The sequence below is a fragment of the Spirabiliibacterium falconis genome (assembly GCF_014885015.1).
Taxonomy (GTDB): Bacteria; Pseudomonadota; Gammaproteobacteria; order Enterobacterales; family Pasteurellaceae; genus Spirabiliibacterium; species Spirabiliibacterium falconis.
The window spans coordinates 187,559-201,584 of the sequence record NZ_JABMIJ010000008.1 but is presented as its reverse complement, the minus strand read 5'-3'; the positions used below and the strand labels follow the sequence as shown (position 1 = coordinate 201,584).

General features: G+C 44.9%; 11 protein-coding genes. 3 read left to right on the top strand and 8 right to left on the bottom strand.

The window, feature by feature from the left end; all coding sequences use genetic code 11:
- Positions 1-31: 31 nt before the first annotated feature.
- The gene (locus HPC40_RS06040) at positions 32-1,993 is read right to left on the bottom strand and encodes a bifunctional 2',3'-cyclic-nucleotide 2'-phosphodiesterase/3'-nucleotidase (protein ID WP_208118590.1); all 1,962 of its coding nucleotides are present in this window, start codon (positions 1,991-1,993) and stop codon (positions 32-34) included.
- Between the two features lie 195 nt (positions 1,994-2,188).
- Between HPC40_RS06040 and HPC40_RS06035 the strand changes: the two genes are divergently transcribed.
- The 3 genes from HPC40_RS06035 to HPC40_RS06025 are packed head-to-tail and all read left to right on the top strand — an operon-like array spanning position 2,189 to position 5,611.
- Complete coding sequence (locus HPC40_RS06035) at positions 2,189-3,598, top strand: glycoside hydrolase family 1 protein (RefSeq protein WP_208118589.1); 1,410 nt, start codon at positions 2,189-2,191, stop codon at positions 3,596-3,598.
- A 51-nt stretch (positions 3,599-3,649) separates the two neighbouring features.
- Positions 3,650-4,462, top strand: coding sequence for a Cof-type HAD-IIB family hydrolase (locus HPC40_RS06030; protein WP_208118588.1), 813 nt, complete (start codon positions 3,650-3,652; stop codon positions 4,460-4,462).
- A gap of 9 nt (positions 4,463-4,471) precedes the next feature.
- Positions 4,472-5,611: a glycerate kinase gene (locus tag HPC40_RS06025; RefSeq protein WP_208118587.1), complete on the top strand. Its 1,140-nt coding sequence runs from the start codon at positions 4,472-4,474 to the stop codon at positions 5,609-5,611.
- An 8-nt stretch (positions 5,612-5,619) separates the two neighbouring features.
- On the opposite strand, the gene ftsX is transcribed toward HPC40_RS06025, so the two are convergent.
- From ftsX to HPC40_RS05990, 7 genes are all read right to left on the bottom strand, one after another.
- The gene (gene ftsX, locus HPC40_RS06020) at positions 5,620-6,549 is read right to left on the bottom strand and encodes a permease-like cell division protein FtsX (protein WP_208118586.1); all 930 of its coding nucleotides are present in this window, start codon (positions 6,547-6,549) and stop codon (positions 5,620-5,622) included.
- Positions 6,550-6,559: 10 nt separating this feature from the next.
- Positions 6,560-7,219 (bottom strand): cell division ATP-binding protein FtsE, encoded by a 660-nt coding sequence (gene ftsE / locus HPC40_RS06015; RefSeq protein ID WP_208118585.1) that lies wholly within the window; start codon positions 7,217-7,219, stop codon positions 6,560-6,562.
- Positions 7,220-7,227: 8 nt separating this feature from the next.
- Positions 7,228-8,418: a signal recognition particle-docking protein FtsY gene (ftsY, locus tag HPC40_RS06010; RefSeq protein ID WP_208118584.1), complete on the bottom strand. Its 1,191-nt coding sequence runs from the start codon at positions 8,416-8,418 to the stop codon at positions 7,228-7,230.
- A gap of 145 nt (positions 8,419-8,563) precedes the next feature.
- Positions 8,564-11,650, bottom strand: coding sequence for an efflux RND transporter permease subunit (locus tag HPC40_RS06005; RefSeq protein ID WP_208118583.1), 3,087 nt, complete (start codon positions 11,648-11,650; stop codon positions 8,564-8,566).
- A 12-nt stretch (positions 11,651-11,662) separates the two neighbouring features.
- Positions 11,663-12,856, bottom strand: a complete 1,194-nt coding sequence (locus HPC40_RS06000) for an efflux RND transporter periplasmic adaptor subunit (RefSeq protein ID WP_208118582.1) — start codon at positions 12,854-12,856, stop codon at positions 11,663-11,665.
- 29 nt (positions 12,857-12,885) lie between these two features.
- Complete coding sequence (locus tag HPC40_RS05995; protein WP_208118581.1) at positions 12,886-13,455, bottom strand: TetR/AcrR family transcriptional regulator; 570 nt, start codon at positions 13,453-13,455, stop codon at positions 12,886-12,888.
- A gap of 78 nt (positions 13,456-13,533) precedes the next feature.
- The gene (locus tag HPC40_RS05990; protein ID WP_208118580.1) at positions 13,534-13,989 is read right to left on the bottom strand and encodes a DUF441 domain-containing protein; all 456 of its coding nucleotides are present in this window, start codon (positions 13,987-13,989) and stop codon (positions 13,534-13,536) included.
- Positions 13,990-14,026 lie beyond the last annotated feature (37 nt).

The following is a 14,026-nucleotide window of genomic DNA, read 5'->3' as shown; positions in this document are numbered from 1 at the left end:
GGCTGAAATAAATTCAGCCTTGATTGGTTTTTTATTGATGTAATTCCAATTCGTATAACGCAAACCCGTTATCGTCTTGTCCAATATGCTTCATTGGATATTGTGCTTTTTCTTTGATGAATTCAGCCGCTTTATCAGACGGTGAGGTTTCAAAAAATACCTGTGCTTTGTTCTCAAGGATCGCTTTGATACGCCAGTTGTTGTCCGCACTTACTTTCACTTCACCTTGCTCTTGGCTCACGCGGCGGATATAGTCTGCCACAATAGTGCGGTTTTCATCTGGTGCGGAGAAGGCAATATTCGCACTGCCCGTACCAGGGAATTTTTCCCCAAAAGCGCGGTAGTTGTTGGTGGCAATCAAGAAATTTTGCTTCGCATCAACTGGTTTGCCGTTGAAAGTGAGATCAACAATGCGGTGCGCATCTGGATTAATGAGCTTGCATTCGCCATCATAACGTGCAGGTTGAGTAACATCGACCTGATAATTCACCCCGTCAATCACATCAAAGTTATATGTTCGGAAGCCATCCCAGTTGATCAACGCTTGTTTTTCCGCCTTGGTTGGGTCAATTTGGTTAAATTGCCCCGCTGCGCACTCCAACCACTCGCGCACCTCTTCGCCTGTCACTTTCAATGCGACTAGCGTGTTAGGGTAGAGGTACAAATCCGCCGCATTGCGAAATGTTAATTGCCCAGCTTCCACTTCTGTGAAGTTACTTGGATCATTTTTTCGCCCACCCACTTTAAACGGTGCTGCTGCAGAAAGCACAGGGAGGCTGCCTAAATCAGGGTCGCCTTGAGCAAAGCGTTTTACATAATCTTGTTGTGCTAAATTGACAATTTGAATCGTTGGGTCGTCTTGCACGAGTGCCAAGAAGCTGTACATTTTATCATCAGCTTTGCCAATCGGTGCGTTGACGTAATCACGCGTATTTTTATGATCGTCTTTCAAAATATCTAACACGGGCACATATTGTTTAGCAATTGCAGTTTTATTTTTGCTGTCGTAAATTGGCAATGCTTCGGTAGTGCCTGAAACGACTTTCCATTTGCCAGAATCGTTGTTAAGTTTGAGATCAATCACCCCAATGTGGCTGCCCCAACGCCCTGGCATCACAGACGGCACGCCATTAATGGTGCCTTTTTCAATATCAGCCCCTGGAATATCAGCAAACTCTTTGCTTGGATAAACAGCGTGCGCATGGCCAAAGGCAATGGCATCAATGCCCTCAACTTTAGAAAGATAATACACCGAGTTTTCCGCTAAAGTGCGGTACGGCTCGGCTGAAAGCCCCGAGTGCGGCACAGCAATCACAATATCCGCCCCCTCTTCACGCATTTTCGGCACCAACTGTTTAGCCGTTTCAGTGATATCTTTGGCGATCACCTTGCCTTCTAAATTTTTCTTATCCCAAATCAACACTTGTGGCGGCACAAAGCCGATGTAACCGACTTTTATCTGCTGTTTTTTGCCGTCGGTGTCAACAAATTCGTAGTCTTTGATGATATACGGCGTGAAATAGTGTTTGTCGTCTTTGCCATTAGCGACATAAATATTAGCATTGATATACGGGAATTTTGCGCCCGCAATGGCACGGTCTAAAAATTCCAGCCCATAGTTAAATTCGTGGTTGCCGATGTTGCCTACATCATAGTCAAGCAAATTCATGGCTTTATAAACAGGGTGCAACTCCCCTTCTTTCAAGCCTTTAGAGGCGACCCAATCGCCCATCGGGCTGCCTTGGATCAAATCCCCATTGTCCACCAGCACGCTGTTTTTTACTTCAGCGCGGGCTTTTTGCACCAAATCGGCAGCACGCACGAGCCCGATTTTTTCGGATGGTTTGTCTTTGTAATAATCATAATCCATCATATTGGCATGCAAATCGGTGGTTTCCACAATGCGTAAATCCATATCAGCAGCCAGTGCCAATGTCGGCACACAAAGTGCGGTTGCAACTGCAAAATGGACTTTATTAAAAGTTAATGTCATAAACACTCCGTTTGTTATTAGAATAATCACGCCCAATTCTAAGGGAATTCAACTTTTCGTAAAAGTGCGGTCGGGGCAGATTATGTTAGAATTCCAGTCAAGATCACATTCTTACAATAAACTTTCGTTTTTATCTGGAATTCTGTGTAATCTTAAGCTAACGAAAGAGCGCATAAATAAAAATAAGGAGAAATTATGCAACACCAAAACGGCACTCCATTTCCACCGCACTTTTTGTGGGGTGCGTCAACGTCAGCATATCAAGTCGAAGGTGCGTGGAATGAAGACGGCAAAGGCCCATCTGTGATTGATATGGCACCTGTTGTGCCCAATACCACGGATTTTAAAGTGGGCGCAGATCATTATCACCGCTTTAAAGAAGATGTGGCACTGTTTGCTGAACTGGGTTTAAAGGCTTACCGTTTTTCAATTGCGTGGAGCCGCGTGTTTCCCGACGGTGATGGTGAGCTTAATGAAAAAGGCTTGGCATTTTATAGTGATTTAATTGATGAGTTGCGTGCGCACAACATTGAACCCATTGTCACATTGTACCATTTTGATTTGCCGTACGCGTTACAACAAAAAGGCGGCTGGTCGAACCGTGCTACCATCGCCGCATTCGAGCGTTACTGCACCGCACTTTATGAACATCTCGGTGACAGAGTAACTTATTGGCTGACCATCAATGAACAAAATATGATGATTTTGCATCCTAACGCCCTTGGCACGGGCGGCGGCAAAGGTGAAAACCCCGTGAAGGATATTTATCAGCAAAATCACAATATGTTTGTGGCGCAAGCCAAAGCGATGATCAAGTGCCATGAGCTGTTACCACATGCGAAAATTGCCCCCGCCATCAACATTGCTTGTGTTTATCCTGCCAGCGCGCGACCAGAGGATGTTATCGCGGCCGATAATTTTGAGGCATTGCGTAACTGGCTTTATCTTGATATGGCCGTTTTTGGGCGTTATAACCACCTTGCGTGGGCGTTTTTGCAATCCCGCAATGCTACACCTGAAATTGCTGATGGCGACTTTGATGTTCTCAAAGCGGCACGCCCTGATTTTATTGCATTTAATTATTACAGCTCCTCAACCGTGTCCGCCAGCCACGGCGAAGGCGATAATCTTGGCTCCAGTGGCGATCAACAACTTGCCGTAGGGGAAGCGGGCTTTTTCTGTGGTGGTAAAAACCCGCATTTAAGTGTGAATGAGTTTGGCTGGGAAATTGACCCCGCTGGTTTCCGCACGACCTTGCGCCGTATCTATTCACGCTATGCGCTACCGTTGCTGGTTACAGAAAACGGCTTAGGGGCATTTGATCAAGTGGAAGAGGATGGCAGTATCAACGATGATTATCGCATTGATTATTTGAAAAAACACCTCCAACAGCTCCAACTTGCCCTTGCCGACGGTGTGGAGGTGTTTGGCTATAATCCGTGGTCAGCGATTGACTTGGTCAGCACCCATCAAGGCGTGAGCAAACGTTATGGCTTTATTTATGTGAATCGTGATGAGTTCGATCTTAAAGATTTGGCACGCAGTAAGAAAAAAAGTTTTTATTGGTATCAAAAACTCATCGCCCACAATGGTGCAACCTTATAGTGGCAAAAGTGCGGTCTGTGCTATGCTTATGCAGATGGATATGAGGATACAATGAACAACTATAAATTAATTGCATTGGATATGGATGGCACCTTGCTTGATAGCCACAAGCAAATCAGCGAACGCAATCGTCAAGCGATTTTAGCTGCGAAAAAGTGCGGTGTGCGAGTGGTGTTGGCCTCTGGTCGCCCTTTTGTTGGGCTGCAACACTATTTTGAGCAACTTGCCATGAACAGTGATGATGACTATGTGCTGTGCTTCAACGGGGTACAGGTCAAACGGATCAGCGATGAAAAAATCATTCAAGATTTTCAATTCACAGGGCGTGAGGCGAAGCTGTTGGCAGAACAAGCCAAAACGTTAGGCATTAATTTGCACGCGTTTTCGCCACGTCGTGGGCTGATTTCGCCTGATTGTGGTGCGTGCAGCCAGCACGAGGCCGAGATTAACAAAATTCCGCTTAATCAGCTTGATTTTGCCAAGCTTGATGACGATGAACCGATCATTAAAGTCCTTTATGCGGATGATGCCGAAAAAGTCAGCCACGCCATGGCAACCTTGCCACAGGATCTAAAAGTGCGGTTCACGGTGGTGCAAAGCACGCCATTTTTTATGGAGTTTCTCCACCCGAAAGCCAACAAAGGTAGCGGCATTGCTGCGCTGGCGGAATTTTTAGGGATCGCTGCTAAAGACATCATCTGTATGGGCGATGCGGGCAATGACGCCCATATGGTGGAATTCGCAGGCCTTGGCATTGCGATGGAAAATGCCACCGACGAGCTGAAAGCAATAGCAGATGCGATAACGGGGCACCATAATGACTCTGGCGTGGCACAAGCGATTGAACGTTATGTGTTAAGTTAAGGAGAACCTATGCACGTTGTGATTGCCCCCGATAGTTTCAAAGAAAGCCTCACAGCCCAAGAGGTCGCGCAAGCTATTCAAACGGGCTTTGCACGTATTTTCCCCAATGCCACCTACACATTAGTGCCGATGGCTGATGGTGGCGAAGGCACGGTGCAATCGTTTATTGATGCCACGGGCGGAAAACAGATGCAAAGTGCGGTTACTAGCCCATTGGGTGAGCAGGTGCACGCACACTGGGGGCTATCGGGCGACGGGCAGACGGCAATTATTGAAATGGCGGCCGCGTCAGGGTTACATTTGGTGCCAATGCCACAACGGAATCCCGAAATCACCACCAGCTTTGGCACGGGTGAGCTGATCAAAACCGCACTTGATCATCGTGTAAATACGATCATTCTTGGCATCGGAGGCAGTGCCACCAATGACGGCGGCGTAGGTATGCTGCAAGCACTCGGCGCACATTTTTATGATAATGCCAACCAAGAACTTCCCTATGGTGGGGCGGCATTAGCCCAATTAACACGCGTTGATTTAAGCCAACTTGATGAACGCTTAGGCGAAGTGCGGTTGTTGATCGCCTGCGATGTGGATAACCCACTCACGGGCAAACAGGGCGCAGCAGTGGTGTTTGGGGCGCAAAAAGGGGCGGATGACGCGATGATAACACGACTGGATAATGCGCTTGCTCATTTTGCCCACATTGTGCAACAGCAGCTCGGTTTAGATATTGCCAACGCAAAAGGGGCGGGCGCAGCGGGCGGTATGGGAGCAGGCTTGATGCTACTGCCAAACGCAACATTGCGCTCAGGGGTTGAGATTATGCTCAACGCCGTTGATTTGGAGAGCAAAGTGCGGTCGGCGGATTTAGTCATTACAGGCGAAGGGCGTATGGACGGGCAAACGGTGCACGGCAAAACGCCTATCGGTGTTGCGCGCTGTGCTAAAGTGCATAACAAACCTGTGATCGCCATTGTTGGCTGTCTGCGTGCGGATTATGTCGCCGTTTATGATCATGGTATCGACGCGGTATTCCCGATTATTCAGCGACTCGATAGCCTGGAAAATACTTTAAAGTGCGGTGCGCAGAACCTGCAATCCTGCGCGGAGAATGTCGCTCGGTTGTATCGACTGCTAACCGCACTTTAGGCGTTCACTTAATTTTCTAAGCGGTGAATGTGTTTTTTTGCCGCAATCAACGCGCCGCACCAGCCCGTGAAGGCGGCAAGGGCGATGATAAACAGCACTTCCACAAAATTCATGCCGTTAAGTTCAAACTTCACCGCAAAAATATTGGCAACGTAGTCAATGGCGGTGGAGAAATAGGCGATGGTCAGCCCACTTAACAGGGTTGCCAACACGCCACCGATGATGCCGAAAATGAGCCCTGTATAGAGAAATGGGCGTAAGATAAAATGCTCGGTTGCACCTAGGAGCTTCATGACCTCAATGTTAGCGCGTGCGCTGTATACATCGGAGCGGATACTGTTGCCGATCACTAAAATGACGGCAATAAGCATCAGCAAGGTGCAGACCACCGCAATGCGCCCAGCCAGCCATGTGATGGCACCGAGTTTTTCCATCCAGTCAGTGTCTAACCGCACTTCATCCACACCTTTGATTTTCAATAGCGTCTGTTTAAGTTCGGTGAGCTTCGCACTGGTTTGAAAAGCTTCTGTTGGATTAATCATCACAACTGCAGGCAGTGGATTGTCGTCAAGCATTGCCAGCTCATCGTTAAAGCCCGACCATTGGCGGAAATCTTCCAAACTTTGCTGACGGGAGATGTAGCTGAGTTCTGCCACGCCCTTTTCTTGGCGGATTTTATCCACCACTAAATTGGCATCGGCCTCACTTAAGGTTTTATGTAAGTACACGCTAATTTGAGATTCAGGGTAAAACTTGGTGGCTGCCTCTTTGGTGTTTTTCCATAAAAGGTAGCTGATCGTAGGAATAGTGAGCGAAACAGCAATCACCAACACGGTGAGCAATGTGCCAATGCGTTTTTGCCAAAGATCGACAAAAACCGACTTTAATACATATTGTGTTTGCATCCAAAATGGTGCTTGGGTTGGGCGTGAGCTCATAACAATCTCCTTATTGAAATGCACGCAGATGACCTTGCTCAAGCACTAAGGTCGGTTTTGGATATTGTTGCACAATGCTGTGATCGTGGGTTGCGATTAACACTGTAACACCAACGCGATTGAACTCTTCAAATAGACGAAAAATTTCGCGTGAAAGTGATTTATCAAGATTTCCTGTGGGTTCATCTGCCAGCAACAACTGTGGGCGATTGACTACGGCGCGAGCAATGTCAACACGCTGTTGCTCCCCGCCAGAAAGGTGTAGCGGCAGGTGGTTAGCACGGTGCAAAAGCCCCACTTTATCTAATGCAGCACAGGCGCGGCGTTTTATTTCATTGGGATGAATGCCTGAGATAATGAGTGGCAGGGAGACATTTTCCAACACGCTACGGTCGGTTAATAGGTGGTAATCTTGATGCACCATACCAATTTGGCGACGTAAAAACGGGATTTGATCGTCACTTAAACGAGTAATATCGTGTCCGTTGAAATACACTGAGCCGCCATTGGCACGTTCAATGCCCATAATGAGTTTTAACAACGTACTTTTACCTGCTCCAGAGTGCCCCGTGAGATAAGTCATGCTGCCTGCAGGCAGATGAAAACTCAAGCCTTGTAAAGCAGGTTTGCCACCAAGATAGGCTTTGCTAACATTAATAAATCGGATCATAGTAGTCCTTATTCTTCGTCTTGTTCTTGGCTAAACAATGCCTCAATAAATTCGTGTGCATTGAATGGGCGTAAATCGTCAATTTTTTCACCAATGCCAATATAACGGATTGGCACGTTAAATTGATCGGCAATGGCAAAAATGACGCCACCTTTCGCCGTGCCATCAAGTTTGGTTAAGCTAATGCCCGTTAATCCCGTTGCTTCATTGAACAGTTTGGCTTGGCTAATGGCATTTTGCCCCGTGCCTGCATCCAAAGTGAGCATAATTTCGTGCGGTGCTTCGGGGTCAAGTTTTTTCATCACACGCACAATTTTTTTCAGCTCATCCATCAAGTGATTTTTGTTTTGCAACCGTCCTGCGGTGTCGGCTAATAAAATGTCAATATTGCGCGCGCGCGCCGATTCCATCGCATCATAAATCACCGACGCCGCATCAGAGCCCGTGCTTTGCGCCACCACAGGAATATTATTACGCTCACCCCACACTTGTAATTGCTCCACCGCTGCCGCACGGAAAGTATCACCTGCCGCCAACATCACGGATTTGCCTTGCTGTTGGAACTGGCGCGCCAGCTTACCAATGGTGGTCGTTTTGCCCACACCATTGACACCGACCATCAAAATTACAAACGGTTTTTTCTCATTAATTTCAAGAGGTTTTGCAACAGGGTCAAGAATATCCGCCATTTCTTGTTTGAGTTTATGATAAAGCTGCTCAGCATCACGCAGTTCTTTTTTGCTGGCGTGTTCGGTGAGATTGTTGATGATTTTGGTGGTGGTTGGCACGCCAATGTCGGCGATCAAAAGTTGTTCTTCTAGCTCTTCAAACAGTTCATCATCAATTTTTTTGCCACGAAAGAGACTGCGAAAGCCACTGCCAAGGTTCTGCTTGGTTTTCACTAGCCCTTTTAATAATCGACTGAAAAACCCGCCCTGGCTTGGCTTTTCCTGCTCGCTGACCGCACTTTGTGTTGTTGCTTTCGCTTCATCTTCAGCGAGTGCTTCAGCAAGTTGCGGCTCAACTAATGTTTGAGGCTCTTGTTTTGCAAGTTCTTGTTCTTCAGCTAAGCGTTGTTCTGCTGAGGTGTCTGCTGGGATTTCTGTTTCTTGTGCGGTTGAATCCGTTTCGTTTTCTGCTTTCTCTTTCCCTAAACCAAGCCAAGACCAAAATCCGCCTTTTTTCTTATCATCTGCCATGCCTTTTCTCTCTTATACCGCACTTTATGTTTTACTATAATAAATAGGGGTAAGTTTACCACTGATAAGGGTTTTTTGTGAAATGTTATCCGTTATCTACAGCACTTTGGGAATAAAAAAACCTGCCTAAAGGCAGGTTTTTGCGTTAGTGATGTTCTTCAAGCGGTGGTTTGCTTTCATCAAATTCAGGCAGTGGTTTGTGTTCAGTTGCAATAAAGCTGTAAATGACAGGCAAAATAAACAAGGTGAACAAGGTACCAATAGCAAGCCCAGCGATGATTACCGCTCCAATACTAAAGCGAGAAACCGCGCCTGCGCCTGAGGCATAAAGTAGTGGGATAAGCCCAGCAATCATGGCTGCGGTCGTCATTAAGATTGGGCGTAGACGAATGCGAGCGGCTTCCATAATGGCATCAATGCGGTTTTTACCATGCAACAGCTGCTCTTCTTTTGCCACTTCGCACATTAAGATCCCATGCTTGGTGATCAGCCCAACGAGCGTGATCAAACCCACTTCGGAATAAATATTGAGTGTGCTGCCCGCTACATCAAAAAAGCCAAGTAAATTTAGTCCTAATAGTGCCCCAGAAATGGCCAGCGGCACGGAAACGATAATGACCAGTGGATCACGAATCGATTCAAATTGGATAGCCAGCACTAAGAAAATAATGATAACAGCCAAAGCAAAGGTGGTTGCAAGGGCATTCCCTTCTTGGACAAACTGGCGAGATTCACCACGGAAATCATAGGTATAGCCTTGAGGCAACATGTCAGCCCCTGTTGTTTGGAACCATTTTACCGCATCTCCGACGGAGCCTGTTGGCACACCACTGATGACTGCCGAATTTAGCTGGTTAAAGCGTGGTAAGGAAAGCGGTTGCGTTTTTAACTCGAGAGTGACGAGGCTACTGAGCGGAACCGCACTTCCATCATTTGCAATGAGGTAAAAGTTATTCATTGATTCTGGATTTAGCCGTTTTTTACGTTCAATACCCGAGATGATTTTGTACGCACGCCCTTGTAAATCCACTCGTGTTACGGTAGCACTGGACAGGAAGCTGCCCACTGTTGAGCTGATTTGCGACATGGTGATGCCGTAAGAATTGGCTTTATCACGGTCAATCGACATGGTCATTTCGGCTGTGTCAAATTTGAGATCGATATTTGAAAAGATAAATTGCCCTGATTTTTGTGCTTCTTGCCAAATGCTTTGAGCAATATCTGCAAGTTCACGGTAATCATTCGGGGTGGTAATCACAAATGATACAGGCATGCCTTGCTCTCCCGTATCAATTTCAGGGAATGGGAAACCAGATACTGAGATTTCAGGAATACTTTTTGCTTTGGCATTTAACTCATTCATGATGTCCGTTTGGCTGCGTGTGCGTTCACTCCAGTCAACCAATGTTGCAATAGCCAATGCTTGATTTGAGGACGGTACGCCAGAAATTACTTGTGAAAACTGCACTTCAGGAATCTCTTTTAATAACGCTTCAAATTTTTTCATGGCTGTTTGCACATAATCCACATTGCGATCAGCCGATGTTGTTCCTATGGATAACAATGCCCCTTTATCTTCGCTTGGGGTGAGTTCGCTGGATAATTGACTAAACAGCAATGGTAGGCTTGCAAAAATTAAAATAGCGAAACCTAAAATCCATTTGCGACTATACATGACAATACCAAGCAATACATTGTAAATATGGGTTAAGCGAGTGAGAAAGCTCTCGACTCGACGCTCTAACCAACTTGGATCGGTGTGTGCTTTGAGCAATTTTGAACACATCATTGGCGAGAGCGTTAATGCAATAATGCCAGAAATAAAGACAGCACCTGCGAGCGTGAGAGCAAATTCTTTAAATAATGATCCTGTTATTCCCCCCATTAATGCCATTGGAGAGTACACCGCACATAGTGCAATAGTCATTGAAATAACAGGCAGTGCAATTTCACGTGTACCTATAATGGCGGCTCTAAACGGTGTTTCGCCGAGTTTAATGTGGCGATCTACATTTTCTAATACCACGATGGCATCATCTACTACTAAACCGATTGCAAGAATCATTGCTAGGAGTGTCATTAAATTAATCGAAAAATCAAATGCTTGTAGCAACATAATCACCCCAATTAATGAGATAGGAATAGTTACAACAGGCACGATCATCGCACGGAAAGAGCCTAAAAACATTGTGATAACCACTAATACAATCACAGTGGCTTCTAAAATGGTTTTCACCACCTCTTCAATAGAGCTATTAATTGCGATCGTTCTATCATATAAAATTTTAGAATCAATACTTGGTGGTAAATTTCGCTGAATAGTCTCAAAGAGTGGATAAATATTTTTAATTACCGTTAATGGGTTAGCACTAGATGATGGTTCAATAGACAGTACCACCGCTTCTTTACCATTTGCTGCTGCACGGAAATCATTACTTTCTTTAGTCAATTCAACTGTTGCAATATCACTTAAATGAATTAAATTATCGCCATCAGCATGCACGACCAAATCTTTTAGTTGTTGAACATCGGTTGTTGTGGTGCTGACTTTATTTTTGATGACCGTAAACCAGCCATTGGCACTACCCGCCGCTGTTTGCACGTTATTGCTAGATAATGCCTGCATGACTTGTGGAGCGGAAAGTTTTAAATTTGCCATTTTTTCAGGATCAAGCCAGATACGCATTGCATAAGGCGAGCCACCGAAGATATCCACTTTTGCCACACCGGGAATTGTAAAAAACTGCGGTTTCACTACACGCTGGATATAATCTGTAACCTGACTAGAATCCAGCACATCAGAGGTAAAACTAATATACATCATACCTGAGCCGCCGCTTGATGAGGTAATAACAGGGTCATTAACCTCTTTAGGCAGAGCAGAGCGCACCGAATTGACTTTTGATAGTACATCAGCAAGAGCAGCATTGGGATCTGTGTTCAATTTCATTTTCACTGAAATCTGTGAGCTACTTTGCTTGCTAGACGACGTAATATAGTCAATGTTGTCTGCTTGCGCGATGGCTTCCTCTAATTGCGATGTCACAAATGCTTGAATAAGGTTCGCATCTGCACCAGGGTAAACTGTACTGACGCTAATTACTGTTGTCGTCATTTCTGGATATTCGCGTACGGTCAGCTTTGAGATAGCCTGTAATCCAAGAATAATAATTAGCATACTGATAGCAGCAGCAAGCACGGGGCGGCGAATAAAAATATCTGTAAAACGCATGATTAGCTACCCTTATAATTTTGAGCTTTTCGCTGGTTGTTCTACGCCAATGCTTTCTTGCTCGGAAACACTGACTAAGCTACCGTTACTTAAGCGTTGTTGCCCACCTGTAACAATTTTATCGCCGAATTTTAGTTCACCTGCTTTGATATGAGCATAAATGCCATGGCGGTCAATCGTATGCACCGTGACCAATTCAACACGGTAGATGTTATCCACGTTTTGCTGCTGTTGTAATTTCGCTTTGTCTTCATCAGAAAGTGCGGTCAAGCGATACACCGTTTCTCCATACATATTGTAAGTAATGGCAACTTTAGGCAGTACAACTTGATCATACTCGGTTGTTAATGCGACACGTAATCGTGCAAACATCCCCGAGAGCAATTTACCACGACTATTTTCTACGGTCGCTTGTAATTGTACTAAGCCACTGTTAGCATTCACGGCAGGCTCAATGGCTGATATTTTTGCTTCAAAGGTTTCTCCTGTGAAGGCATCGGTTGTCACGGTAACTTTTTGCCCAATGTGTAAATGTTGCAAATCATTTTGTCCAAGAGAAAAATCAATTTTACTCTTGCTGATGTCTTCTACCCGCACCATAGCTTTACCGTTGGTTACATATTCTCCAATATTCACTTGAATAATCCCCACCGTTCCTGCAAATGGCGCATAAATTTGACGGCGTGCCAGATTAGCTTTTGCGGCTGCAATGTTAGCTTGGAGCGTTTTATAGCTTGATTCAGCTTTATCAAACTCACTTTTCGATACACTTTTTCCTTGCAGTAATGTTGAAAAACGTTGATAGTTGGCTTGTACTGCAGGTAATTGTGCTTGTAAAGAAGCCAAATTAGCTTTTTCCACGTCGCTGTCTAATTCAATCAGCAAATCCCCTTTATTAACTTGCTGACCTGCTTCAACCAAGATCGCTTTAACTGTACCCGCACTTTGCGCACTGAGCATTGCCCCTTGATTTGGGCGCACAATACCTGTAGCTTCGATTGCTGGTGTCCATTGTTGGGTTTGAACTTGCATCACTGTCACAGGGTTCACTGTTTCTGGCATATTGGCTAAATATTCAGCTTTTTTGTGTGCTTTGAAAAATTGTAAGCCAATAACAGCCACAACCACCAATAACACAACGAGTAATACCAATTTAAGCGCAAAACGCTTGGAACGCGCTGGTTTTTGCACATCATTGTTATTCATAATAAAAACTCCGTAACCCTATAATTAACCTAAAAACTAATAGCTTGCCAAGTGCGTTTAATCACTTGCTCTAATAATTCATTGTTGTAGTACTCATTAAAATAGACTTGGCGAAAACTCAGATTCATTGCACTTTCTAAACTTAATGAAAACAGAATTTCAGCAGGCAAATTGCACAATTGTTTTTGTTTTTTGCCCGCTTTAACAAAGCGATCCCAATGATCTTCACGCACCTTACACTCTTTGACCAGTTCCGAAAAACCGGGAATATTCTTGTATTGGAAGATATTTTTCAGCACATATTCGTGTTCATGGCAAAAATGCCACAAGTTCCACCACATTTGACGATATTGATCATAAAGTGCGGTCTGTGCATCGCAGTTTTCACTCAACGCACGATTAATGCGAGTGAACAAATATTTGGCTAAATCGCGTAACAGTTCATCTTTATTTTTAAAATGAATGTAAATTGTGCCGACAGAAATACCGACCGCACTTGCAATTTTTTGCATGGAAAGTGTGTGTAATCCTTTTTCAGCCATTAATTTTTCGGTGGCATTGAGGATTTGCTGTGCTGTTTGCCCTTCTTGTTGATGCATAATCGCCCTATACTACGAGGTGAATGAGCGTTCATTTTACTCATAAAAATGATCTGTGCAAGTAAATTTTATGTGTAATTATTGTTTAAATAGAAATAAAGAGAGTAAGCCTGCCGCGATTAATGGTCCAACGGGCACACCTTTTAAAAAGGCAACCCCTGCGACTGTGCCGATGATGAGCCCTGGAATCACTTCGGGTTGCCCCTGCATTAAATTGACACCTCGGCCACCAAGCCACGCCACCGCTAAACCAATGCCAATCGCCAAAAGCATTTTCCAGGAGAAAAATGTGGTGAGTCCTGTGAGTTGCACTTTTCCAGACACTAACGGACTTAGTACGCCAATGGTTAGAATAATAATGCCAATATTGACCGCACTTTTTTCTACCCAAGGTAAAACGCTAATGAGTGGGGTGTGTGCAATCAGGAGTAACGTTATTGCCGCAATGGTAATCGCATTGTTGTGACTGAGTATGCCGAGAATGAAGAGAGCAAGTAATAATATCGTGCTAGTGGAGAGCGTAATGTTTAGCATGGCTTAGTTCAATCCTATTGATATAGATCAAGCAAAT

Bases quoted from the DNA above. Each gene is read 5' to 3' on its own strand.
- HPC40_RS06030 (WP_208118588.1), top strand. From the start codon at position 3,650: ATGAACAACTATAAATTAATTGCATTGGATATGGATGGCACCTTGCTT.
- HPC40_RS05995 (WP_208118581.1), bottom strand. From the start codon at position 13,455: ATGCATCAACAAGAAGGGCAAACAGCACAGCAAATCCTCAATGCCACC.
- HPC40_RS06025 (WP_208118587.1), top strand. From the start codon at position 4,472: ATGCACGTTGTGATTGCCCCCGATAGTTTCAAAGAAAGCCTCACAGCC.
- HPC40_RS05990 (WP_208118580.1), bottom strand. From the start codon at position 13,989: ATGCTAAACATTACGCTCTCCACTAGCACGATATTATTACTTGCTCTC.
- ftsE (WP_208118585.1), bottom strand. From the start codon at position 7,219: ATGATCCGATTTATTAATGTTAGCAAAGCCTATCTTGGTGGCAAACCT.
- HPC40_RS06040 (WP_208118590.1), bottom strand. From the start codon at position 1,993: ATGACATTAACTTTTAATAAAGTCCATTTTGCAGTTGCAACCGCACTT.
- HPC40_RS06035 (WP_208118589.1), top strand. From the start codon at position 2,189: ATGCAACACCAAAACGGCACTCCATTTCCACCGCACTTTTTGTGGGGT.
- HPC40_RS06000 (WP_208118582.1), bottom strand. From the start codon at position 12,856: ATGAATAACAATGATGTGCAAAAACCAGCGCGTTCCAAGCGTTTTGCG.
- ftsY (WP_208118584.1), bottom strand. From the start codon at position 8,418: ATGGCAGATGATAAGAAAAAAGGCGGATTTTGGTCTTGGCTTGGTTTA.
- HPC40_RS06005 (WP_208118583.1), bottom strand. From the start codon at position 11,650: ATGCGTTTTACAGATATTTTTATTCGCCGCCCCGTGCTTGCTGCTGCT.
- ftsX (WP_208118586.1), bottom strand. From the start codon at position 6,549: ATGAGCTCACGCCCAACCCAAGCACCATTTTGGATGCAAACACAATAT.